The organism is Joostella atrarenae, from assembly GCF_021764745.1.
GTDB classification, from domain to species: domain Bacteria; phylum Bacteroidota; class Bacteroidia; order Flavobacteriales; family Flavobacteriaceae; genus Galbibacter; species Galbibacter atrarenae.
In genome coordinates this window covers 124,370-147,493 of sequence record NZ_JAETXX010000004.1, presented here as the reverse complement: position 1 = coordinate 147,493, position 23,124 = coordinate 124,370, and the positions used below count along the sequence as shown (strand labels likewise).

Sequence of the window (23,124 nt, the reverse complement as noted above, 5' to 3'; positions counted from 1 at the left end):
TAATTTTATAGTTTATAGAATTTTTTGCTTGAAGAACCTGTATTTTAATTAAAGTTACGCTGTCTTTTTGCTTCAAAAATTACAATTGCAGCAGCAACGGAAACGTTCATAGAGTCGATTTCACCTTGCATTGGGATGATAATATTTTGTGTAGATGCCTCAAGCCATTCATTGCTCAGTCCTGTTGCTTCTGTGCCAACAACAATAGCAGAAGCTTGTTTGTAGTCTACAGTGCTATAATTTACAGATGCCGTTAAAGCCGCACAGTTTATAGCAATATTATTACTTTTTAAATATGTAATAATTTCTGAAGTGCTTCCTATAGCTACATTATTTGTAAATATGCAACCCACACTAGAGCGGAGAATATTTGGATTATAAAGATCTCCTTTTGGGTTTGCAATGATCACAGCGTCTAAGTTTGCTGCGTCTGCTGTTCTTAGTATCGCTCCTATGTTTCCTGGTTTTTCAGGGGATTCAGCTATAAGAATAAGTGGATTTTTATTTTTTAATTGGAGCTTGTCTAAAGTATGTGCCTTAATTTTAGCAATGGCAAGAATGCCTTCTGTAGTTTGGCGATATGCTAGTTTCTGATAAACGTCTTTCGATATTTTTATCAGGGTAATATCCTCATTTTTAATAATTTCTAAGACTTTATCTTCAGAAATAATATCTTCATTGAAAAGAAGTGTTTCTAACACATACTTTCCCTTTAAAGCTAACTCTACCTCTCGGATACCTTCTACGATGAACAAACCTGATTTCCTACGGTCTTTAGACTTATCCTTTAGATGAAGTATTTGCTTTACAAGTGCATTCTGGGTGCTAGTAATTTCTTTCAATGGTAATTTTTTTTCAAAAATACTTTAAATCTGTGGTAATTCAAGATTTCTAATAAATCTTCATGATATTTTTATAAAGTTGAAGTACTTATGGGCGTTTTTCTAAATCATTCATTATTAATATGATAATTAATTTAAGTCGATTTTTGGAAATTAATAATAGCTGGATTGTAGATTTTGAATATCATTATTTTACAGTTAATTAATGTTAAATATATATAAGTTAATAGTTTTACTATTAATTTTGAGCGCATTAATATTAAGTAAGATGTGTGATTATGAAATTACCTGGTAATTTGAGATTTACAATCAATGAGAAGCTATATTTAAAGGATCCCGAGTCTTCTGAGTTAGGAAGGAATATTCTAAAACATAGTATTATATTGATAGATGAAATTGGATTTGAAGCCTTTACATTTAAAAAATTAGGTGAATGTATTGGTTCCAATGAAAGCTCTATTTACCGGTATTTTGAAAATAAACATAGGTTGTTACTTTATATATCTTCTTGGTATTGGTCTTGGTTAGAATATAGAATGTTATTAGCAATTCAGAATATAGACGATTCATTAGAAAAATTACACAGAGTTGTTTTTGAAGTAACTTCAGAAGTTAAAGATGACGTTAGAACTGAATATATCGACGAAGCTATTTTAAATAGAATTATTATTTCTGAATATTCTAAAGCATTTTTAACCAAAGAAGTAGATAAGGAGAATAAAGATGGATTTTTCTTGGTTTATAAAAAAGTGATTTCGATTATAGCAGATATTATTACAGAGGTAAAACCTGATTATAAGTACAGTAAGTCGCTGGCTTCTAGTGTAGTTGTAGGCGCTTTAAATCAACATTTTATAAAACAACACTTTAAAACAATTACAGATTTTTGTGAACCAGGTAAGGACGTACCATCTTTTTACATCGAAACACTAGATAAAATATTGTTATGACGCCATTTCAACGATTTAGAGGCTTATTAAAAGTAGATAAAAAGGATATTTATCAAATTATCCTCTATTCTATTTTAGCGGGAGTTATTAGTTTGTCGCTTCCATTAGGGATTCAATCTATTGTAAACTTTTTACAGGCAGGAAAAATTAGTACTTCGTGGGTAGTACTTGTAATTATTGTTGTGTTGGGAGTTGCAATGGTTGGGGTTTTTAAAATTATGCAATACCGAATTACGGAGAACCTTCAGCAAAAAATATTTGTACGTTCATCGTTTGAGTTTGTATTCCGATTTCCTAAAATGAAGTTTAGCAAGCTGTATCCATATTTACCAGAAGAATTAGCGAATAGATTTTTTGATACCCTAAATGTACAAAAAGGAGTTTCGAAACTCTTATTAGATATGAGTGGCGCTGCATTACAGGTTTTCTTCGGAATTATCTTACTGTCATTATATCATTCCTTTTTTATATTCTTCGGAATGGTACTTATCGCATTACTATATTTTATCTTCAGATTTAACTTTAATCCTGGAGTAGATACAAGTTTGAAGGAATCTAATTTCAAATATAAGGTAGCACATTGGATTCAGGAAGTAGCAAGAAACCATATGAGTTTTAAAAACAAACGCGTTTTTAATTTTTCTTTGGATAAAAATGATGATTTAGTCGAAGGATATTTAAATTACAGAGAAAGTCACTTTTCAGTTTTAAGAAGGCAATTTATACAACTTACAGGTTTTAAAGTGCTAATGACAGCTGGACTTTTAATAATTGGAGGTATCCTAGTTCTTAATCAGCAGATGAATATCGGGCAGTTTGTAGCAGCAGAGATTATAATTTTAAATATTACCAATGCTGTAGAAAAGCTTTTTGCTGGAACTGAATTATTCTATGATGTTTTGGCATCTATTGAAAAGATAGGAAAAGTAATGGATATCGAATTGGAGTCGGAGGAGAAAGGACAGTATAAATTAGAACAAACTCCTATTTCTATTGAAACAAAAGAGTTATCCTATAAATTTCCAGATTCAGACCAATATGTTCTTAAAGATATATCAATGAAAATAGATCCTAATGATCGTATTTTAATTGAAGGTCCTAACGGTTCTGGTAAGAGTACGTTGATAAGAGTGTTGAGTAGAATTGTAGAGCCAACTGAAGGGATGGTGTATATAAATGGAACCAATTACAAAAAATATTCTTTGGAAGATTACAGGTATAATATGAGTTCCATAAGTGTAAGTGATAATGTTTTTGAAGGTACAATCTTGGAAAATATTACATGTAAAAATCCAGAAATTTCACTTTCAAGAATTTTAAAGGTGATAGAAGAATTAAAACTTGCCGATTATATTAGATCACTACCAAATGGATTGGATACGCAAGTGCATTCTGGAGGAAAGCAGTTATCTTCTTCTATTGTTGAAAAAATACTATTGGCACGTTGTGTGCTTTCAGACCCTAGAATTATCTTTTTAGAAGAGCCACTCGAAAATGTAGATAAGGCATCTTCATTAGATATTGTAGAATATATGACTGCGCCAGATAAAGATTGGACTTTAATAGTGATTTCTAAAAACCCGTATTGGAAATCAAAATGTAACAAGAGTTTTTACATGGTAAACGGTACCTTAAAAAGTTAAGCTATGTTGAATATTTCAAATAATAGAATTCACGATTACGTAGATCCTAGTAAGTTTAAATCTATGGGGATTTTTGCGGATAATAAGCACTATAAAGTTATAAGAAAAGTAGTTTGGGGAGTGTGTATTGCCATGGTATTGGTGTTATTTCTGCCTTGGACTCAGAATATTAAAGGAAGCGGATTTGTAACTACATTGAAGCCAGGACAACGTCCGCAAGCTGTACATGCGATTATTGGAGGACGAATAGAATCGTGGCATGTTCAAGAAGGAGATTTTGTAGAAAAAGGTGATACGATTTTACATATTTCTGAAACTAAATCAGAGTATTTTGATCCCGATTTGGTTGAGAATACTGGAATTCAGGTGAAAGCAAAAGAGAATGCTGTCGTTTCTTATACAGCAAAAGTAGAGGCTTTAGCACAACAGATTGAAGCTATAAAACGAGAAAGACAGCTTAAGCTCAAACAAGCCGAAAATAAATTGAAGCAAAGTAAGCTAAAAGTAAAAAGTGATAGTATCGATCTTGAAGCTGTAAAAACACAGTTGAGTATTGCTGAAACACAGTATGAACGTGCTTTTAAGCTAAATGAAGAAGGACTAAAACCAATGACCTATGTGGAGGAGAAAAAGGTGAAGCTTCAGCAAATGCAAGCCAAAATAGTTACTCAGGAAAATAAGCTGCTTACTGCTGAAAATGAATACATAAATAGTGAAATGGAGCTTACACGTTTAATGGCTTCTTATTCAGAAAAATTAGCAAAAGCGTCTAGTGATCGTCAAACAGCTTTAAGTACACAATTTGATACGGAATCTCAAGTAAGTAAATTACGTTCACAATATACAAGCTATAAGATCCGTAATGGGATGTATTATATTACAGCACCACAATCGGGATATGTAAACCGCGCCTTACAATCTGGACTTGGAGAAACTATTAAAGAGGGAGCATCTGTGGTGAGTATTATGCCGTCAGATTTTGAAATAGCGGTAGAGTCGTTTGTAGAACCGATGGACTATCCTTTAATTAATAATGGAGAGAAGGTACGCATTTGGTTTGATGGTTGGCCAACAATCGTATTTAGTGGTTGGCCAGGAGTTTCTTACGGTACTTTTGGAGGAGTAATTGTAGCTAAAGAAAACTTTATAAGTTCAAACGGGAAGTATCGTGTGTTAATAGCACCAGATCCAGAAGAAAAAGAATGGCCTAAATTATTAAGTATCGGTGCTGGTTCGCAAACATTAGCACTATTAGATACGGTACCAATTTGGTTTGAAATATGGCGTACATTAAATGGTTTTCCTCCTAATTTTTATAAAACGCAAAATAAAGTTGCTGATGAAGGCAATGAAAAAGAAACCAAAAAATAAGTTTTATATGAAAATTAATAAGTTACATACTTATCTATTTCCATTGCTCATATTGGGGATGCTTTTTGGTACGCAAATTTTAAATGCGCAGGAAGAAACACTTGATGAGACTTTTACTTATGAAGAGTTTTTGGGAGTTGTAAAGAAGTATCATCCAATGGTGAAGCAAGCCGATTTAATTTTAACGGCTTCAGAAGCAAAACTTTTAAAAGCACGTGGTTATTTTGATCCGAAGTTAACGGCAGACTTCAATAAAAAACGATATAAAGACACGGAGTATTATTCGTTATTCAACGGAAGTTTTAAAATTCCAACGTGGTATGGAATAGAACTTAAAGCTGCTTTTGATAAAAACCAAGGGGATTATATAAATCCAGAAAATTATGTGCCAGAAGATGGATTAGCAAGTTTTGGGATATCTGTTCCAGTAGGACAGGGGATATGGATAAACAAGCGGATGGCTGAGGTGAAAAAGGGAAAACTCTATCAAGAATTAGGAGATTATGAGCGTACATTGGCTGTTGTAGATGCATTAACAGAAGCTTCCGCAGCTTATTTTGATTGGAAGCAGCAATTTGATAAAGCAAAACTTTATGAAACGTTTTATGAGAATGCTAAAGAGCGCCAAGAATGGATTGTTAAATCTATTGTTTTAGGAGAACTTTCTCCAATTGATAGTGTAGAATCTGGAATTAATTTAAAGACTCGTAGGCTAGAGTGGGAGCAAGCAAATTTAAAGCTAACAAAAAGTAGACTTATTTTATCTAATTATCTGTGGACAGAGGAAGAGCTACCGTTAGAGCTTTCTGAATTGATGCAGCCAGAAGAAGCATTGAAGGATAATATTTTGTCGGTATTAAATATTAACCCTATTTCTGAAGAGGTAGACCTTGAAAATCATCCGAAATTGAAGGCTTTGAACACAAAAATAGCAATGAAAGATGTAGATAGGCGTTTAATGGCAAATAAGCTTTTACCAAAGCTAAGTGTTAACTATAATTATATTGCTGCTCCAGATTATATAAATGAATATAATTGGGATGATTATAAAATTGGAGCTTCACTATCTTTTCCTATTCTTCTGAGAAAAGAAAGAGCTGATGTTAGAATTGCAAAAGCTGAATTGAGTAATGCTGAATATGGATTGAAATTTCAAGCTCAGGAGCTTCAAAATAAGGTGAAAGCTAAGTTTGCAGAGCTCAATTCTTATCAAGAGCAAATAATTATGAATAGTGATTTAGTTTCCGATTATCAGCAAATGCATGATGCTGAGGTACGTTTATTTGAACTAGGAGAAAGCTCTATTTTTTATATTAATACTAGAGAGAATAAGTTGGTTAAAGCCAAGGTGTCGCAAATAGAATTAGAAAATGATTACTTTTTAATCGCTGCTGAATTGTACCGAACATTGGCTAACCTTTAATCCTTTTTATAATACAATTATAACTGCGGAAAGAACTTTTAGGTTTTTTCCGCAGTTATTGTTTTAAGGATTATTTATGTTGTTTTTTGTAATCTTCCGCTCCCCATTTGTCTAAGCTTTTTAAAATATCTTCCAGAGATTTTCCTCTTTCAGTTAAGCTATACTCTACTTTTGGAGGAACTACAGGATATATCTTTCTAGAAATAAGCCCGTCTTTTTCCAAATCTCTTACGGTTTGTGTAAACATTTTATTTGAGATCCCAGAGATTTTCTTTTGTAAGATTCCTGAGCGTAAATCGCCTTCTAATAAATGAAATAAAATTAGAGGTTTCCATTTTGTGCCAATTAAATTCATAGAGTAATTTAACGGACAATTATTATTTTCAATCAAAACTAAAACTTATAATACTGATTATTAATATTTTACTCCTTTGGGTAACTATACTACTTTTTAGTATGTTATTGCCAGTTTGGCAAATATAGGTTAATTTTGAAATCTAAAACGTAAAGTATGGCAACTAATAAAAATTATCCAAAATCATTTTCACATATAGGAATCACGGTTCCAGATATAAATGAAGCAGTAAAATTCTATTCAGAAGTAATGGGATGGTATATCATTATGGAACCTTCAAAAGTTAAAAAAGAAAAAGATACTGCTATCGGTCAGATGTGTATTGATGTTTTTGGTGATGACTGGACTGAATTTGAAATTGCACATTTAGCAACTTCGGATGGAATTGGAGTTGAATTATTCTCTTTCCCACATGGAGTTAAAGAAGCTCCAGAATTTAATCCTTTTAATACAGGTTTATTTCATTTTTGTGTTCAAGATCCAAACATCGAAGAGCTTATTGATAAGATTGTTTCTTATGGAGGTAAGAAAAGAATGCCGATTAGAGAATATTACCCAGACGACAAGCCATTTAAAATGTGCTATGTAGAAGATCCTTTTGGAATTGTTTTTGAAATATATACTCATAGTTATGAGTTGACATATTCTTCAGGAGCTTATTCAAAATAAAGATGATGATTAAAAGTAAACCCGAGTATAAATTTATACTCGGGTTTACTTTTATAAAATATGTTTTGTAATTCTAATTTTCAGCAAACAATTTTTATTGTTGCTTGTATTTATCAGAATAACGATGCCATAATTCTGTTTGATGTGTTTCCAAACTAATCGCTCTTCCTTGAATAAAGGCATCACTTAAAACATTAGTACGCATATCTAATGCATCGCCTTCAGAAATAAATAATGTAGCATCTTTTCCAGTAGCAAGTGTTCCAACAATATCATCTACACCGCAGATTTTAGCAGCATTCTCGGTAATCATTTGAACTGCTTTCTCTTTAGGAACGCCATAGGCAGCAAACGAACCTGCATAAAAAGGTAGATTCCTTGTATTCATTCGCTCCATTCTACCGCTAGGATCGATACTTGTAAGTACCCCCGCTTTATCTAAAAGGGAAGCTAGCATAAATGTATGTTTTATGTTCTCGTCGTTACTAGTTGGTAATCTATGAGGGCGTTGAATTACAACAGGGATATTTTTAGAAGCTAATAAATTACTAACCTCGTCTGCCTGGTCTCCACCTACAACAACCATTTTCTGAATCCCAATTTTCTCAACGAAGTTTATCGCGTCTGTAATCTCTCTTGCACCATCAACATGAACGTACAGTTTTTTAGAACCATCAAATAGACCTTCAGTAGCCTCATAAGGTAAATTCCTAGGTTTTTCGTCTCCAGAGAAATATGCTTTAGCTTCAGATAAGAAAGTAACAACTTCATCAATCTCATCTTTGTATTTGTCATTTGGTTTTAAACCAGGCTCTTCACCTCTCCATGGACGACCTCTTTTTAAGCTATTTGGCCAGTTTAAATGGATAGCGTCATCTACTTTTATAGCAGCATCTTCCCAATTCCAAGCATCAAATTGTACCACAGAAGAAGTTCCAGAAATACGACCTCCGCGTGGTGTAATTTGACCCATAAGCACACCATTAGGACGCATAGATTCTACTATTTTTGACTCTGCATTATAGGCAATTAAACTTCTAATATGAGGAAGCAAAGAACCTACTTCGTCTTCATCATCTGTAGCTCTTACAGCATCTATCTCTACTAAACCAAGCGTAGCATTTAATGTGATAAATCCTGGATAAATATGCTTGCCAGAAGCATCAATTACTTTGTTGTATTCGCTATTATTAACTTCAGAAGTTTTCCCTACAAAAGTTATTTTACCATCTTTAAAACCAACAGCTCCATTTTCTATAACAGTACCGTTACCGATGTGTGTTGTTGCACCTGTAATTAAAATAGCTTCTTTTTGAGGAGAGGCAGGTGTCTGTTGCGCTACAGCTATTGTAGCGAACATGATTATTATAAGTTGTATTGTATTTTTCATTTTTTAATGTTTTTATTATGATGTCTTGAGCTTTCTTAGCAAGGCATCAGAATGTGGTATTGAAAAATCGGAATCTGTCTACAATTGATAGATTAGGGTGTCACAATGGAACTCCTCGTCTTCTTTAATTTTTGGAGCTTGTGTTTTTACACCTTTATTTTTCTCACTAATCATCATGTTTATAAGTTCATTTTTTGTCTGCTGAACTTCTTTTTCTGTTTCTTGCATTTTTTCATAATCGTAGTAAACAGCACCTTCAATAATTGTTTTTTCAGCTATCGCATAAACAGACATCGGATGCTCGCTCCATAATACTAAATCGGCATCTTTACCTTCTTTGATACTTCCTATGCGATCGTCTAAATGTAAAAGTTTAGCTGGATTGATAGTAACAAATTTCCAAGCTTCCTCTTCAGACATACCTCCGTATTTAACTGTTTTTGCTGCTTCTTGGTTTAATCTTCTTGACATCTCTCCGTCATCAGAATTTATAGCAACTGTAATTCCTTGGTTATGCATAATTGCAGCATTGTAAGGAATAGCATCATTGACTTCATATTTATAAGCCCACCAGTCGGAAAAAGTAGATCCGCCAACTCCGTGTTCTTTCATCTTATCGGCTACTTTGTACCCCTCTAAAATATGTGTGAAAGTATTGATGTTAAAATCAAATTTATCGGCAACTTTCATCAACATATTTATTTCGCTTTGCACATAAGAGTGACAAGAAATAAAGCGCTCTTTATTTAAGATCTCTGCTAATGTTTCCATTTCTACATCATAGCGAGGAGCTTTAGCCTTAGATTTTTTTGAAGAAGACAGTCCGTTAAAAGCTTTCCATTGTTCATCGTATTCTTTAGCTCTTTGGAAATAGTCGGTAAAAACCTGCTCAACTCCCATTCGGGTTTGTGGAAAACGGATTGTATTGGAAGCTCCCCAGTTGGATTGCTTTACATTTTCTCCTAGAGCGAATTTTATAAATTTAGGTCTGTTATTCAATAATAAGCCATCTGCGTCTTCACCCCATTTTAATTTAATAATAGCAGAACGTCCGCCAATAGGGTTTGCAGAACCATGTAAAATCTGAATGGTAGTAACACCTCCAGATAAATTTCTGTAGATATCAGAATCGTCTGGGTTTACAACATCTTCAATGGTTACTTCAGCAGAACTATTATGCCCCGCTTCATTTATAGAAGCCGCCGCAATATGAGAATGCTCATCGATAATTCCTGCGGTAAGGTGTTTTCCAGTAGCATCGATTACCGTAGCTCCACCGCTAGAAAGGTCCTTTCCTATTTTGGTAATTTTCCCGTTTTTAATTAAGACATCAGTGTTTTCTAATACTCCAGCATCTTCACTTGTCCAAACAGTAGCATTTTTAAATAAAATAGTTTCTTGCTCAGGAAGTGTTTTTACACCGTAAGCTTTATTAGGATATGAAACTGGGAATAGTTTTGGCTGCTCATTATCATCCTTTTTATCATCTTCATCTTTTTCTTCGGAAGTATTTTTTGTAGCAGTCCAGCTAGTTGTTTTTCCATTCGTAAGTGTAGCCGACCCTTTTAAGTTGCCTTCCGCAGTTATTTTAGAAGAAAGTCTGATGTATTCATTTTTATTAGCTTCTCCTTCAGGATTGTAAAATAAATTTAACCATCCGTTGGAGTAGTCAATATCAGAACCAATTTTAGAATCTCCTTTTTTTAGTGTCGATTTCACCTTTTTTGGTTCTCCATTTATTGTTAAATCATACGACTCTCCATTCAATGTTAAAGTGTATTTCCCTCTAATATCGATGGTATTCATGTCGTTTACAACATGTTTATTTCCTTGTACCCAATTTTCATAAAGGGTTGTTTCCTTCTCAAAAATATCACCAGAAGTAATTAGAAAGTTGGCATAATGTCCTTTCTCTAAACTTCCAATCTCATCAGATTTATTTAAAAGCGTAGCAGGAGTAGTGGTTAAAGCTTCTAAAGCCTTTGTTTTATCTAAACCATAAGAAACAGCCTTTATAAGGTTAGATTTAAATTCTGTTTTCTTTTTATTGTCTGAAGCAGTAAATGCAAAAGTAATATTGTTTTCGGCAAGCACTTTCGGATTAGTTGGCGCTTGGTTCCAAAGCAACATTTCTTCTAATGCTATTTTATTTGCAATGTATGGGTCGGTTACATCATATGCGGTAGGGAAATCTAAAGGGATGATGTAAGAAGTATTTGTTTGCGCAATTTCTTCAATACGTTCAAACTCATTTCCACCACCTTTAATAATGTAGTTTAAGTTGAATTCATCAGCCAATTCATCAGCTCTTAAATTATTAAACTTATCACCAGCAACAAATATTTGTGGTAGCGACTTATTTTTATTCAGCGCCTCTAATGATAAATCTTTACCATCGGCATTTCCACTTTCGTACCATTGAGCATCATAGTACATCTGTCTCAATAGCGCAATTGCTCCCATAAGTGACGTTGGATAAGACTGTCTTGAAGATTTACTTTTCTCGAAAGAAAGAAATTGACTCGCTTCTTGTGTAAGGATACGTTCGCTATTGGTAGAGTTTTCATTAAGTGCGATAATGGCACTCGTACCGCGGACTATTCCATCTGAAATATGAGTATTTACAACTCCAAAACCAGCTTCTACAAGTTCTTTAGCTTCTTTGTTATCATAAGAAAACTTATCGATAGCTCTATTTTCTGGCATAATATGGTCATTCCAATAATAGCCTTCACGAGAGGCATCATATTGAGGAGTATTACTAGATTGCGCCTTTTTAGGTTCCTCGATCCCAAAATCAGAATACATATCTATAAAAGAAGGATAGATGTATCTTCCTTCTAAATCTACAGTTACTGAATTTTCAGGGATAGAAACTGAACTTCCAACACCAACTACTTTTCCATTTTGAATAAGGAGTGTACCATTATCTATAATTTTTGTTGGGGAAACGTAGATTTTTGCATTTTTAAATGCGGTGTAGTTTGAGTTTTTAGTTTTAACACCATCGTTTTTTGGAAAGTATTCTTGTGCAGTTACAGAAATACAAAAACTAAACAGTGCTAGAAAGCATAGTTTTAATTTCATTTGAAAAGTTTAAGTTATGAATTAGTTAAGTCGTAAAAATATAAAATTATGTTGCAAAATCAACATTTAAAACGAGTTACTATAGCTTTTTATCTTTATAATAATTTACGAGCAGCGCCACTACATAACTGTAACTTTTAAGCCCTTTTTTTTGATTATTTGCCTTTAAGAAAGAGTTGAATGTATTTTTAAAAATAGGCTCTATATCTGTTTTATGTTCACGCCAGAAATCGGCCACTTCGATATAGTTTTTTATGATTCCAGGATGGATTTGTTCATTGTAAGTTTCATACTTTTTAATGTCTCTTCTCTTTACTTCAGCTAAACAATATCTAAGCACATAAAGGTATCCCGAATATTTAAAGTATAGATCGTTATTAGCGGTGGTAGCAAGAAAAGCAACAAAATTAGCTTCGTTTTCTGCTGAATATCCTATTTGATGTGCTTCTTCATGGCAGCTTACAGTTGGATATTTAAAATCTATTTGGAGTCCGTTTACCTGCGCTTCATTTGTAAACGGATTTAAATAACCGCTGTATCCCATGTATGTTAATGCCGTGCTGTAAAGAGAGGTTTTTATGCTTTTTGGATGATAAGAAAAAGCAGGGATTTTTTCTGATAGTGTATGATATCCTGATATTGTTTTTTGATATATTTCTGATTTTGAATACGGGATTTTTACCATCACAGAATCATTTTTTGTAAGCTGAAAATGAATTTCGTTGCTTTTTGTAATTAGTTGTTCTGTAAAGCTGTAAAGCTCTTCAGTGGTATATTCATCAGAGAGATTTAACTTTTGATGTATTGGGAGTCGGTAATAATTTAATCCCCAGAGTAAATGGAAAAAAAAGTATATCACAGATAGAGCTATCAAAACTTCACGAATAAAATATCGGGTTTCAGAAAACAGTAACTTTCCGCGGAGTATAAAAAAACGAATGATAAGAATGGCAACCGCTGTATAAAAAATATCTCCCACAGAAAAAGGAATCCAGCCTAGTAAAAACCTAAGAACTTTAGAGATACCTTGATAGATAAAATTACTATAATATTTTTCAATAATCTCAGGGTAGTACGCCAACCATTTTATTAAAATAAATTGGGGAATTATAGACAGCGCGATGTACGTTTTCACTCGGTTGGACATGGAGTCAAAAATAGAAATAAATTACTTGATAAGAAGTAGTATTAACATAGTTATAATATTAGTTGGTCCTATAAATAATGCTTTGTTTACTTAGTTTTATAATAGCCTTATAACTTTTTAAAAAAGCAATGCTTATTTTTGTGAAAATCTAAGTATTAAATATGAATTCAGAGATTAGAGCCTTACAGCCAGAAGAAGTTTGGAATAAGTTCGCCGATTTAAATGCGGTACCAAGACCTTCAAAAAAAGAAGAACAAGTTATTGCTTTTATGATCGACTTCGGAAAGAAGCTCAATTTAGAGACTTTTAAAGATGAGGTTGGAAATGTTATAATAAGAAAGCCTGCAACTGCAGGAATGGAAAATAGAAAAGCAGTGGTGCTACAGTCGCATTTAGACATGGTGCATCAAAAAAATAACGATACTACTTTCGATTTCAATACTCAGGGAATTGAGATGTTTGTAGAGAATGGATGGGTAAAAGCCAAAGGAACTACATTGGGTGCAGATAACGGGCTAGGAGTAGCGGCTATTATGGCAGTTTTAGAAAGCACGTCTATAGAACATCCAGCGATAGAAGCCTTGTTTACTATAGATGAAGAAACAGGGATGACTGGTGCTCAAGGATTAAAAGGTGGTGTTTTAAATGGAGAGATTCTTTTAAATCTTGATACGGAAGAAGATGATGAAATAGATATAGGATGTGCTGGAGGAGTAGATTTAAGTGCTAAAAGAGCTTATAAAGAGGAGGAAACTCCAAAAGATGTAAAAGCATACAGAATTTCTGTAAAAGGATTACAGGGTGGCCATAGTGGTATGGACATTCATAGAGGTTTTGGGAATGCTAATAAATTAATGAATCGCTTGCTTTTTGATGGTTTTGAGAATTTTGGACTTAGAATCGCAAATATTGATGGTGGTGGATTAAGAAATGCTATTCCAAGAGAAAGTGAAGCTGTTATTACTATAGATGAGATTCATCATGATGCTTTTGCATTAGAATTTAATCAGTTGGCAACAGTAATTAAGAAGGAGTATAAAACAATGGAACCTTCTTTAACTATTACTGCGGAAGTGACAGAAACTCCAACGCATGTTATGGATATCGGTGTTCAGGAAGGAATTACGAGAGCTCTGTATACTGCACACAATGGTGTTTATGCTATGAGTCCAGACATGGGAGATTTGGTGCAAACCTCTAATAATATTGCACGTGTTAAGATAGGAGATGGAAATATTGAAGTTTTATGTTTAACACGTTCTTCGGTAGAGTCTTCAAAAATAGATTTAGCAAACTCGCTAAGAGCAGCTTTTGAACTTTGTGGTTGTGAAGTGAAATTAAGTGGCGAATATCCTGGTTGGAAACCAAACCCAGACAGCGCAATTTTAAAAGTCCTGAATAGTAAATACCAAACTTTATTTAATGAAGTGCCAGATGTAGTTGCTTGTCATGCAGGTTTAGAATGTGGAATTTTAGGACAGAATTACCCAGAAATGGATATGATTAGTTTTGGGCCTACTATTAAAGGAGCACATTCTCCAGATGAGAGAGCTAATATTGCATCGGTAGAAAAGTTTTGGAAGTTTTTACAGGAGATATTAAAGGATGTTCCAGTAAAGGAATCATAGAAATATATACTTTTTAATTTTCTAAATAATTGATATGAAGAATGTATTTGTGGCAATCTTTTTTTTAAACTTTTTTGCAGTTTCAGCACAAGAGAATGAATTAAAATGGTTGGATTTAATGCTTACTAATTATGATTATCCATATGAAGTGCATTATAAGGATATAAAATCTCAAGAGCAGGATTTAAAAATGGCTTATATGGATGTAAAGCCTGCTAATTATAATGGTAAAAATATAGTTTTATTTCATGGTAAGAACTTTAATGGTGCTTATTGGAAGACAACTATAGATGCTTTAACAAAAGAAGGGTTTCGGGTGATTGTTCCAGATCAAATAGGCTTTGGGAAATCTACAAAACCTTTACATTATCAATATAGCTTTCAGCAATTAGCAGAAAATACAAAAGCTATTTTAGATGAAATTAAAGTTAGTAAAACTACCATTTTAGGGCATTCTATGGGAGGTATGTTGGCCACTCGATTTGTGTTAATGTATCCTGAGGTTTCAGAAAAATTAGTTCTCGAGAATCCTATTGGACTTGAAGACTGGAAACTAAAAGTTCCTTACAAACCTATAACATGGTGGTATCAGAATGAGCTTAAAAAGAGCGCTGAAGGAATTAAGAAATACCAATTGGGGAGTTATTATGATAATAAATGGGAACCAGAATATTCAGAATGGGTGAATTTATTGGCAGGTTGGACACTAAATTCAGATTATAATGTAATTGCATGGAATGCAGCTCTTACTTATGATATGATTTTTACGCAGCCTGTTTTATATGAATTTAAAAACATTACTTGTCCTACTTTGTTAATTATAGGAACAAGAGATAGAACAGCTTTAGGGAAACCATTAGTAACAGCAGAGGTTAGAGAGACAATGGGACTTTATAAGGAGCTTGGGAAGTTAACGCAAAAGCGTATTCCTAATGCTGAACTTGTTGAAATTGAAAATACAGGGCATTTGCCACACATCGAGAAATTCGATAAGTTTATAAAACCACTAGTTTCTTTTCTTGAAGATTAGTAGTTTTTAGCAAAAAAAAAGACCCCCGAAGATCTGCAGATCTTCGGGGGTCTTTTTTGATATATGGGAGAAATACTCCTCGTTAATATATTTATTCTTGGATACCAATCATTTCAAGGTCAAATACTAAGTTTGTATTTGGAGCAATTGGTCCGTAACCAGCTTCACCATATGCTAAGTAAGAAGGAATAAATAAACGTACTTTATCTCCAACACTCATCATCATTAATCCTTCTTTAAACCCAGGAATAATAGTAGCATCTGGACTAATTGGCATCGGAGCAGGTGCGTACATACCTCTATCTCTTTTTCCTGGATTTACATTTCCGAATTTCTCTGCTATTTCTATTGAGCTTGTATCAAATATATTTCCATCTTCAAAATATCCTGTGTAATTTATTAAGGCAGTTTGTCCTACAGCTGGTTTTTCTCCATCTCCTTTTTCAATCATAAGATATTGTAATCCAGAATCTGTAGATTCAGCTTCTTCTTTTTGAGCAACAAATTCAGCAGCAATAGCTTTTTTAGTTTCTTCAAGTGCTTTTAAAGCCTCTTCGGCTTCAGCAAAAGAACCTGCAAATACTTCAGCAGCATCAAAATTCTTAGCCTCTTTTCCATTACGAACTATTTGAATATGGTTTATAATAACATCTTCAATAGGTTTGTCTTTTGTCATAGGGTCTTGAGAAGTTTTTACATTAGCAATCGTATCAACAACAGCTATACCTTCTACAACTTCTCCAAAAACTGTATGTTTTCCATTTAAAAATGGAGTTTCTTTATGTGTGATAAAAAACTGACTTCCGTTAGTCCCAGGACCTGCATTTGCCATAGAAAGGATACCCTTTTTGTCATGTTTTAGGCTATCTACAATCTCATCTTTAAATTTGTATCCAGGATTTCCACTTCCTGTAGCTGTAGGATCCCCACCTTGAATCATAAAGTCTTTAATTACACGGTGAAAAATAACTCCATCATAATAAGGTTTCCCTTTTAAAGAATCTATAACATAAGTGTTAGTTCCTTCTGCTAAGCTTACAAAATTGGCTACTGTAACTGGCGTTTGCTTGTAAAAAAGCTTAACAACCATATCTCCTTTATTGGTTTGGATATCTGCATACATACCATCTCCTAAATCTGAATATTTAGAGCTAGAACATGAAGTTAGCACAATGGCTAAAATGAATAGATAACTTAGTTTTTTCATTGAATTGATTTTTAAATTGATTGTTTTTCTCACCATGTGAGGTTATTTATAATATGATATCGTTATCGAGTTTTACTTATTATAATTATTCAGCTTGTTTTATATTTTCAGACTCTTCAGGAACACTGTCGCTAGCCTTTTCTACTATGTCAAGCAATGTGATAGTGCTTATAACTGCTTGGTTGGTGCCTACTTTATCTTCATCTCCATGGTAGCCATATGCTAATGATGATGGGAATAGAAAGGTTGCTTTTTCACCTTCTTTTAGGAGTTTTACAGCGGTACGTAATCCTGGGAAATAGTCTTCTTTGTCTATTCTAAAATCTACAATTCCAATTTCTTCACTCGTATAAATAGTTTCATTATTAAGAGTTCGGATATCATAATTTATTTTCACTACATCACCTTCTTTTGGGATGTAGCTTTGTGTAGAATCATGAACATTAAAATAATACGAATAGCCGTTAGAAGAGGAGTGATATGTATTAGCAGTATCTCTAGCAATAATACTATCTATAAGCTTCTCTTCATAGTCTAGCAATCCTTTATTGCGCTCTATAGATGCTCGCATAAAAGATCCCGACTTCACACTTACTGGGCGTCTTGCCTCTGGCTGTTTACAAGCAGTAAATAACACTATTATAGCAAGTATTGGTAAGTAGGTTTTTATCATTGTAATTGGGCTTTGTAATCTTTTAATATATTTTCAAACTGCTTTGTTGTTTCCGGAAGTGAAATTTCACTTCTTCCTCCAGCAGCATTTGTATGTCCGCCACCATTATAGTGACTTCTAGAAAACTCATTTACAGAGAAATCTCCTTTAGAGCGAAGAGAAATCTTTATAATATCTTCTTGGACACTTTCAATAAAAATAACAGCAAACTTAACTCCTTGTAATGATAGTCCGTAGTTAACAAAACCTTCGGTATCTCCCTTTTTATAATTGTATTGCTGCAATTCTTCTCTAGAAAGCGTAATGTAAACGGTGTTGTATTCTGGTAATGCTACCAGGTTTTTTAAAGCACAACCTAATAGGTGTAATTTATCAATTGAGTTTGTATCAAAAATAGCATTATGAATATAGGCGTTTTCGGCTCCTTTATCAATCAGATTTGCTATTATCCTATGGGTGTTACTAGTAGTGGAAGGGAAACGGAAAGAGCCTGTGTCTGTCATAATACCTGCATATAAGCAGCTAGCAATTTCAGCAGTAACCTTATCAGTATCACCTAAAAAATCAATAAAATGATAGATCATCTCACAGGTACTACTCATAGAAGTATCAGAATACATAAAACGTGCATAATCGTCTGGCGCTTGATGATGGTCAATCATGATATAATCCCCAGTAAATTCTTCAAGAGCGGTTGCAACTTCATCAATCCTACTTAGCGAATTAAAGTCTAATGTAAATACCAATTCGGCCTCTTTTATCTTACGAGAAGCAAGGTCTTTTTGGAATTCATATTTTACAATAGTCTCCTCTCCAGGCATCCATTTTAAGAATTCTGGATAGTCGTTTGGAGCAACAACAGTGAGTTGATGGTTGTATTGTGCTAAATAATGATAAAGCCCTAAGCAAGATCCAATAGCATCGCCATCAGGGTTTTTATGTGGTATAATAACTATCTTTTTTGGACTAGATAGTATCGATTTTAGTTGTTCTATATCTGTTACTTTCATGGTCGGCTAATATACGATATAATAATATAATACTTAAAAAAAGGAATAGTACATTTGTAGCCTAAACTATAGCTAATGCGTGTATTTGTTATTGTGTTTTTACTTGTAATTCTTTGTAATGGATGTAAAACAGTAAAAACAACAACCTATCCTTTAACAGGAGATGATTTTGTGATTGCCTTTGGTTCTTGTAATAAGCAAGATGAAGACAATTTACTTTGGGATGATGTATTAAAAAATAAGCCTTCTGTATGGATTTGGGGTGGTGACAATATCTATTCTGATACCGATAACTTCCGTGAAATGCGTAAAGATTATGAAGAGCAACGTTACCAAGATGGATATCGGGAATTAAAAAAATCGGTTGATGTTATTGGTACTTGGGATGATCATGATTACGGATTGAATGATGGCGGGGCAGAGTGGAAAATGAAAGCCCAAGCTCAAGAGTTATTTCTTAACTTTATGGATGTGTCAAAAAATGATCCTCGTAGAAATCAAGAAGGGGTTTATCACGCTAAAACCTATCATACAAATGCTGGTGACGTTAAGGTCATAGTTTTGGATACCCGTTATTTTAGATCTCCACTCACCAAAAACTTAGGTGATGATGGTAAACGTTTTATGCCGAATCCAAAAGGAGAAGGGACCATATTGGGAGCGGAACAATGGCAATGGCTTACTAAAGAGCTTACAAATTCTACAGCTACTTTTAATATTATTGTTAGTAGTATCCAAGTGTTATCTAATAAGCATGGTTTTGAAGCTTGGGGGAATTTTCCTGCGGAAGTTGATAAGCTTTTTAAATTGATAAAAGTAAGTAAAGCAAAACGTGTTTTATTGCTTTCTGGTGATAGACATATTTCTGAATTTTCAGAGATTAATATTAGTGATTTAGGATATCCTTTGATAGATTTTACTTCCAGTGGATTAACACATACTTACGAAGCTTATTCTGGTGAAGAAAATCCATACAGAGTAGGAGAGGTTGTGAATCAGAAAAGTTTTGGTTTACTAAAATTAAACATGAAAAATCACCATGTAAAGATGCAAATGATAGGGGATGGGAATCGTGTTTTAAATGAGTTGGAGCAGGCTTATTAAGTGTTTTTAATGTTTTTAAAGCGCTTGTTTTCAGTATAAAAACCTATTTTTTTATCTCGATCAAGAAAAGTCAAATAAAACCATTACTTTTGCGGCAAAATTAAGAAAGCCCATATTGGGCGTTTGGTAATATGCAGTTTATAAGTAACTGCGAAATTATATTAAAGAAAATGGCAACAAACAGAACATTTACAATGATTAAGCCTGATGCTGTAAAAAACGGTCATATCGGAGCTATTCTTGAAAAAATTACTGGAGCAGGATTTAAAATCGTTGCGATGAAGTATACGCAATTAAGTAATCGTGATGCTGGAGAATTTTATGCAGTTCATAACGAACGTCCGTTTTTCGGAGAGTTAGTAGAGTTTATGACTAGCGGTCCTATCGTTGCTGCAATTCTTGAAAAAGACAATGCAGTAGAAGATTTTAGAACTTTAATAGGAGCTACAAATCCAGACGAAGCTGCAGAAGGTACTATCCGTAAATTATTTGCTACTTCTATTGGAGAAAATGCAGTTCATGGTTCTGATAGCGATGAAAATGCAGCTATCGAAGGTGCTTTTCATTTCTCAGGAAGAGAGATCTTTTAAGTAGAAGTCAGCGTCCATATAGACTTTGTAATAAAGTCTAAGACAATTAATGACATAAGTAAAAAGCTCCATTTTCAAGTTAAAAATGGAGCTTTTTTATGTTTATCTTAGAACGATACTTTTTACAATATCCTTGCCCAATTCTTCATTGAGCATTTTTATGATTTTTTCTTTTCCGTAGCTAAGTTCTTCCCGTAATACAGAAGAAGATAGTGAAACATGAAGCGTGTCTTGCTTTAATTGTACCTGAGTTGTATAATTATTTACACCATTACCCATTAAATTCTGCCAAGCATTTCGAACGTCCACCTTATCCATGCCTTTTTCTAATTTGTTTTCTGTAACAAAATCTTTAAGTACATCGTTAATAGTGCGGTATTCGTTTCTTCTTTTTGCCATTGTAATTAGTGTGTATGCTGTGTTTATTCCTGAATATAGGGAATTCTGACTCCTCAAAAGGATTGATTATAAAGTTGTAAGATTACGTAGCTTAGTAAACGTTTATTTTAATGAAAACTTTTCAAAACGTTTATAGAAATAAGTTTTATCCTGTTCATTAGAAACTCCAAATTTATCTTTGGTTAGGATTTCTATTTTTTCTCGCCTTTCCGACTCTTCATTTTTATAAACTATATAAAAATCGTCTCCTTCTTTTTTTATGCTGAAATTTTCATATTCTTTCATGCTAGTAAAACGACCGTCTAATCTAGGCATTACCTTTTCGCGAGTTCCTACAGAGTCTTTTATTTGAATATAATCTATCACTGTATTCACCTTATATTCTTTATCATCTCCAGAAGGGAAAGTCACCTTTTCAATCTCCCAATATCCGTTTAAAAGAGATATATCTTCAATTTTCTGCTGATTACAGCTTACAAGAACAAGACTTAATACGATGAGAATTTTAGCTTTCAAAAGACGTATATTTTTATAAAACAAAGGTAGCTAAAAGTTGTGGAGTAAGAGAAATTTGAAAGATAGATTTTTAAAAGTATAGCAGTAAATAGGATTTCAGAAAGTGTGTAAATGTAAATCTTCATTCGGGTTATTTAAATTGTTTTACAGTCTGTCCAGTGAAAACAACAGTTGAGTAGTTTTAATTTCCATTGCTAGCATTGTATTAAGAATTTTGAATCGTTTATTAAAAAATATAAACCATGGAGCAGACGATTAAGATTTTTATTTACGTGCATGCCTTTTTCGGGGGATTAGGATTAATAACAGGACTAGGAAGTGTAATTGTTAAAAAGGGAGGTGAACTACATCGTAGAATGGGGAAGTTGTTTTCTGTTGGAGTGATTACAAGTTCATTAATTTCTATTCCGATTTCATGGATGCCAAATCATGAAAATCCTTTTCTCTTTCTTATCGGGTTGTTTACTATTTATTTGGTGGTTTCTGGCAATCAGATATTGACTTTTAAGTCGAAGGATAAAAAGCAAGTAAAGCCGATTGATAAATTGATATCAGGAAGTATGCTGTTCCTATCTATACTTATGGTTTTATATGGCGTTTTTGGTTTTGTAATGGGGAGTTCTGCAAATATACTTTATGCCTTTTTTGGAGCTTTTGGGTTATCGCTATCAATAAAAGATTTTCTATTTTATAAAAACCATAATAAGATAAAAAATGGCTGGTTGTCTAATCATGTAGGAAAAATGATTGGCGCTTTTATAGCGTCGGTTACGGCATTTATTGTGGCAGGACTAGGCGTAGGAAGCCTTATTGCTTGGATATTGCCATCTGTACTAGGAACCTTTTATATTATTTACTGGAGGAAAAAGTTAAAAGTAAAGACTACAAAAGTGAGTCCAATTTAATCCAAAGTAATCATCTTATACGATTGATGCGTTTCTTTAACTACATGCTCCGTTCTCTCAGCATGGGTGTCGCTAATAAATATTTGTCCAAATTCATCTTGGTCAACAAGGGATATAATCTGACTAACACGGTTTTCATCAAGCTTATCAAAAATATCATCTAGGAGTAAAATAGGTGTGTGTCCTGCTTGAGCTTTTATAAAATCAAATTGAGCTAATTTTAAAGCGATCAAGAATGATTTTTGTTGCCCTTGACTCCCAAATTTTTTTATGGGGTAATTCCCAATCTCAAAACTTAAATCGTCTTTATGAGTTCCAACAGATGTGTATTGTAGCGCTTTATCTTTGTTTAAATTTTCAGCGAAAAGTGTTTCTAAGTCTTTGTCTAGTAGTTGACTTTGATAGCTGAGGTTAATTTCTTCTTTCCCTCCAGAAATAGAAGCATATCTTTCTTTAAAAATCGGAATAAAAGTTTCTAAGAAGTCTTTTCTTGCATCGTGTATTTTGTGGCCATATTCGTTCAATTGCTGATTGTAAATAGCTAATGTGTCAGAATTAAAAGTATTATTTAATGCGAAATACTTTAAAAGTGAATTTCGTTGCGCCAATACTTTATTGTAATTAATAAGATTTTGTAAATATGGTTTGTTGCTTTGTGAGATAACACTGTCAATAAATTTACGTCTCGTCTCACTTCCTTCAATAATTAAGTCTCTATCTGCTGGAGAAATAATGACTAAAGGGATAAATCCGACATGTTCTGAGAGTTTATCATAAATTTTTCCGTTACGTTTTATAATCTTTTTCTGACCTTTTTTTAGGCTACAAATGATTTTTTCCTGCTTTTCGTCCCTTATAAATTCACCGTCAATTACAAAAAAACTTTCTCCGTGTTTAATATTTTGTGAAGCTACAGGATTAAAATAACTTTTCCCGGTGGAAAGTAAGTATATCGCATCGAGAGCGTTTGTTTTACCAATACCATTTGGACCGACAAAACAGTTGATTTTGGCATCGAATTCGAACTGCTGTGAAGCGAAGTTTTTAAAGTTTATAAGAGATAATTTTTGTAATTGCATTTGTAGGATACTACTTTGTTTAAATTCTTAGCTTTCTAACAAGTTGCAAATTATTGAAAATAATCAAATAAATTCCCTTTCCTATTTCAATAAAAATTTTATTTTT

General features: G+C 33.3%; 21 protein-coding genes. 10 read left to right on the top strand and 11 right to left on the bottom strand.

The window, feature by feature from the left end:
- Nucleotides 1–44: 44 nt before the first annotated feature.
- On the bottom strand, nucleotides 45–842 hold the full coding sequence (locus JM658_RS08505) for a TrmH family RNA methyltransferase (RefSeq protein WP_236958832.1): 798 nt from the start codon (nucleotides 840–842) through the stop codon (nucleotides 45–47).
- 278 nt (nucleotides 843–1,120) lie between these two features.
- Between JM658_RS08505 and JM658_RS08500 the strand changes: the two genes are divergently transcribed.
- From JM658_RS08500 to JM658_RS08485, 4 genes are read left to right on the top strand one after another with little or no spacing between them, the layout of a single operon-like run.
- On the top strand, nucleotides 1,121–1,792 hold the full coding sequence (locus tag JM658_RS08500) for a TetR/AcrR family transcriptional regulator (protein ID WP_236958831.1): 672 nt from the start codon (nucleotides 1,121–1,123) through the stop codon (nucleotides 1,790–1,792).
- Nucleotides 1,789–3,435, top strand: coding sequence for a peptidase domain-containing ABC transporter (locus tag JM658_RS08495; protein ID WP_236958830.1), 1,647 nt, complete (start codon nucleotides 1,789–1,791; stop codon nucleotides 3,433–3,435). Before JM658_RS08500 ends, JM658_RS08495 begins: the two co-directional genes overlap by 4 nt.
- Nucleotides 3,436–3,438: 3 nt before the next feature.
- Nucleotides 3,439–4,806, top strand: a complete 1,368-nt coding sequence (locus tag JM658_RS08490) for an HlyD family secretion protein (RefSeq protein WP_236958829.1) — start codon at nucleotides 3,439–3,441, stop codon at nucleotides 4,804–4,806.
- A gap of 7 nt (nucleotides 4,807–4,813) precedes the next feature.
- Nucleotides 4,814–6,229 (top strand): TolC family protein, encoded by a 1,416-nt coding sequence (locus JM658_RS08485; protein WP_236958828.1) that lies wholly within the window; start codon nucleotides 4,814–4,816, stop codon nucleotides 6,227–6,229.
- Between the two features lie 70 nt (nucleotides 6,230–6,299).
- On the opposite strand, the gene JM658_RS08480 is transcribed toward JM658_RS08485, so the two are convergent.
- The gene (locus tag JM658_RS08480) at nucleotides 6,300–6,584 is read right to left on the bottom strand and encodes a winged helix-turn-helix transcriptional regulator (protein ID WP_236958827.1); all 285 of its coding nucleotides are present in this window, start codon (nucleotides 6,582–6,584) and stop codon (nucleotides 6,300–6,302) included.
- A gap of 156 nt (nucleotides 6,585–6,740) precedes the next feature.
- Between JM658_RS08480 and JM658_RS08475 the strand changes: the two genes are divergently transcribed.
- The gene (locus tag JM658_RS08475) at nucleotides 6,741–7,253 is read left to right on the top strand and encodes a VOC family protein (RefSeq protein ID WP_236958826.1); all 513 of its coding nucleotides are present in this window, start codon (nucleotides 6,741–6,743) and stop codon (nucleotides 7,251–7,253) included.
- Nucleotides 7,254–7,347: 94 nt separating this feature from the next.
- On the opposite strand, the gene JM658_RS08470 is transcribed toward JM658_RS08475, so the two are convergent.
- The 3 genes from JM658_RS08470 to JM658_RS08460 form a co-directional block, all read right to left on the bottom strand.
- Nucleotides 7,348–8,643, bottom strand: coding sequence for an amidohydrolase family protein (locus JM658_RS08470; RefSeq protein WP_236958825.1), 1,296 nt, complete (start codon nucleotides 8,641–8,643; stop codon nucleotides 7,348–7,350).
- Between the two features lie 78 nt (nucleotides 8,644–8,721).
- Nucleotides 8,722–11,730 (bottom strand): amidohydrolase family protein, encoded by a 3,009-nt coding sequence (locus JM658_RS08465; protein WP_236958824.1) that lies wholly within the window; start codon nucleotides 11,728–11,730, stop codon nucleotides 8,722–8,724.
- A 79-nt stretch (nucleotides 11,731–11,809) separates the two neighbouring features.
- Nucleotides 11,810–12,865, bottom strand: coding sequence for a DUF3810 domain-containing protein (locus tag JM658_RS08460; protein ID WP_317207863.1), 1,056 nt, complete (start codon nucleotides 12,863–12,865; stop codon nucleotides 11,810–11,812).
- A gap of 173 nt (nucleotides 12,866–13,038) precedes the next feature.
- Between JM658_RS08460 and JM658_RS08455 the strand changes: the two genes are divergently transcribed.
- On the top strand, nucleotides 13,039–14,505 hold the full coding sequence (locus JM658_RS08455; protein ID WP_236958822.1) for an aminoacyl-histidine dipeptidase: 1,467 nt from the start codon (nucleotides 13,039–13,041) through the stop codon (nucleotides 14,503–14,505).
- 34 nt (nucleotides 14,506–14,539) lie between these two features.
- Nucleotides 14,540–15,535, top strand: a complete 996-nt coding sequence (locus tag JM658_RS08450) for an alpha/beta fold hydrolase (protein WP_236958821.1) — start codon at nucleotides 14,540–14,542, stop codon at nucleotides 15,533–15,535.
- 91 nt (nucleotides 15,536–15,626) lie between these two features.
- Here JM658_RS08450 and JM658_RS08445 read toward each other — a convergent pair whose 3' ends face one another.
- The 3 genes from JM658_RS08445 to JM658_RS08435 form a co-directional block, all read right to left on the bottom strand.
- Nucleotides 15,627–16,742 carry a peptidylprolyl isomerase gene (locus tag JM658_RS08445; protein WP_236958820.1) on the bottom strand — a complete coding sequence of 372 codons (1,116 nt, stop codon included), beginning with the start codon at nucleotides 16,740–16,742 and terminating at the stop codon, nucleotides 15,627–15,629.
- 85 nt (nucleotides 16,743–16,827) lie between these two features.
- The gene (gene gldI / locus JM658_RS08440) at nucleotides 16,828–17,415 is read right to left on the bottom strand and encodes a gliding motility-associated peptidyl-prolyl isomerase GldI (protein WP_236958819.1); all 588 of its coding nucleotides are present in this window, start codon (nucleotides 17,413–17,415) and stop codon (nucleotides 16,828–16,830) included.
- Nucleotides 17,412–18,425 carry a DHH family phosphoesterase gene (locus JM658_RS08435; RefSeq protein ID WP_236958818.1) on the bottom strand — a complete coding sequence of 338 codons (1,014 nt, stop codon included), beginning with the start codon at nucleotides 18,423–18,425 and terminating at the stop codon, nucleotides 17,412–17,414. The genes gldI and JM658_RS08435 overlap by 4 nt, the downstream gene beginning before the upstream one ends.
- Before the next feature lie 75 nt (nucleotides 18,426–18,500).
- Here JM658_RS08435 and JM658_RS08430 point away from each other — a divergent pair, with 75 nt between their 5' ends.
- Together JM658_RS08430 and JM658_RS08425 are read left to right on the top strand one after the other, a co-directional pair.
- Entirely contained in the window at nucleotides 18,501–19,529 is a 1,029-nt protein-coding gene (locus JM658_RS08430; protein ID WP_236958817.1) for an alkaline phosphatase D family protein, read from the top strand.
- Between the two features lie 170 nt (nucleotides 19,530–19,699).
- Nucleotides 19,700–20,119 carry a nucleoside-diphosphate kinase gene (locus tag JM658_RS08425; RefSeq protein WP_236958816.1) on the top strand — a complete coding sequence of 140 codons (420 nt, stop codon included), beginning with the start codon at nucleotides 19,700–19,702 and terminating at the stop codon, nucleotides 20,117–20,119.
- Nucleotides 20,120–20,221: 102 nt separating this feature from the next.
- On the opposite strand, the gene JM658_RS08420 is transcribed toward JM658_RS08425, so the two are convergent.
- On the bottom strand, nucleotides 20,222–20,518 hold the full coding sequence (locus JM658_RS08420; RefSeq protein ID WP_236958815.1) for a DUF721 domain-containing protein: 297 nt from the start codon (nucleotides 20,516–20,518) through the stop codon (nucleotides 20,222–20,224).
- 102 nt (nucleotides 20,519–20,620) lie between these two features.
- Nucleotides 20,621–21,034: a lipocalin-like domain-containing protein gene (locus JM658_RS08415; RefSeq protein WP_236958814.1), complete on the bottom strand. Its 414-nt coding sequence runs from the start codon at nucleotides 21,032–21,034 to the stop codon at nucleotides 20,621–20,623.
- Nucleotides 21,035–21,276: 242 nt separating this feature from the next.
- Between JM658_RS08415 and JM658_RS08410 the strand changes: the two genes are divergently transcribed.
- Nucleotides 21,277–21,939 (top strand): hypothetical protein, encoded by a 663-nt coding sequence (locus JM658_RS08410; RefSeq protein ID WP_236958813.1) that lies wholly within the window; start codon nucleotides 21,277–21,279, stop codon nucleotides 21,937–21,939.
- Here JM658_RS08410 and recF read toward each other — a convergent pair.
- Complete coding sequence (gene recF, locus JM658_RS08405; protein WP_236958812.1) at nucleotides 21,936–23,018, bottom strand: DNA replication/repair protein RecF; 1,083 nt, start codon at nucleotides 23,016–23,018, stop codon at nucleotides 21,936–21,938. The genes JM658_RS08410 and recF overlap by 4 nt on opposite strands.
- Nucleotides 23,019–23,124 lie beyond the last annotated feature (106 nt).

Excerpts from the sequence above, each read along its gene's own strand:
- JM658_RS08450 (WP_236958821.1), top strand. The coding sequence starts at position 14,540 with ATGAAGAATGTATTTGTGGCAATCTTTTTTTTAAACTTTTTTGCAGTT.
- JM658_RS08435 (WP_236958818.1), bottom strand. The coding sequence starts at position 18,425 with ATGAAAGTAACAGATATAGAACAACTAAAATCGATACTATCTAGTCCA.
- JM658_RS08430 (WP_236958817.1), top strand. The coding sequence starts at position 18,501 with ATGCGTGTATTTGTTATTGTGTTTTTACTTGTAATTCTTTGTAATGGA.
- JM658_RS08465 (WP_236958824.1), bottom strand. The coding sequence starts at position 11,730 with ATGAAATTAAAACTATGCTTTCTAGCACTGTTTAGTTTTTGTATTTCT.
- recF (WP_236958812.1), bottom strand. The coding sequence starts at position 23,018 with ATGCAATTACAAAAATTATCTCTTATAAACTTTAAAAACTTCGCTTCA.
- JM658_RS08500 (WP_236958831.1), top strand. The coding sequence starts at position 1,121 with ATGAAATTACCTGGTAATTTGAGATTTACAATCAATGAGAAGCTATAT.
- JM658_RS08495 (WP_236958830.1), top strand. The coding sequence starts at position 1,789 with ATGACGCCATTTCAACGATTTAGAGGCTTATTAAAAGTAGATAAAAAG.
- JM658_RS08445 (WP_236958820.1), bottom strand. The coding sequence starts at position 16,742 with ATGAAAAAACTAAGTTATCTATTCATTTTAGCCATTGTGCTAACTTCA.
- JM658_RS08470 (WP_236958825.1), bottom strand. The coding sequence starts at position 8,643 with ATGAAAAATACAATACAACTTATAATAATCATGTTCGCTACAATAGCT.
- JM658_RS08425 (WP_236958816.1), top strand. The coding sequence starts at position 19,700 with ATGGCAACAAACAGAACATTTACAATGATTAAGCCTGATGCTGTAAAA.
- JM658_RS08480 (WP_236958827.1), bottom strand. The coding sequence starts at position 6,584 with ATGAATTTAATTGGCACAAAATGGAAACCTCTAATTTTATTTCATTTA.
- JM658_RS08485 (WP_236958828.1), top strand. The coding sequence starts at position 4,814 with ATGAAAATTAATAAGTTACATACTTATCTATTTCCATTGCTCATATTG.
- JM658_RS08475 (WP_236958826.1), top strand. The coding sequence starts at position 6,741 with ATGGCAACTAATAAAAATTATCCAAAATCATTTTCACATATAGGAATC.
- JM658_RS08490 (WP_236958829.1), top strand. The coding sequence starts at position 3,439 with ATGTTGAATATTTCAAATAATAGAATTCACGATTACGTAGATCCTAGT.
- JM658_RS08410 (WP_236958813.1), top strand. The coding sequence starts at position 21,277 with ATGGAGCAGACGATTAAGATTTTTATTTACGTGCATGCCTTTTTCGGG.
- JM658_RS08455 (WP_236958822.1), top strand. The coding sequence starts at position 13,039 with ATGAATTCAGAGATTAGAGCCTTACAGCCAGAAGAAGTTTGGAATAAG.
- JM658_RS08420 (WP_236958815.1), bottom strand. The coding sequence starts at position 20,518 with ATGGCAAAAAGAAGAAACGAATACCGCACTATTAACGATGTACTTAAA.
- gldI (WP_236958819.1), bottom strand. The coding sequence starts at position 17,415 with ATGATAAAAACCTACTTACCAATACTTGCTATAATAGTGTTATTTACT.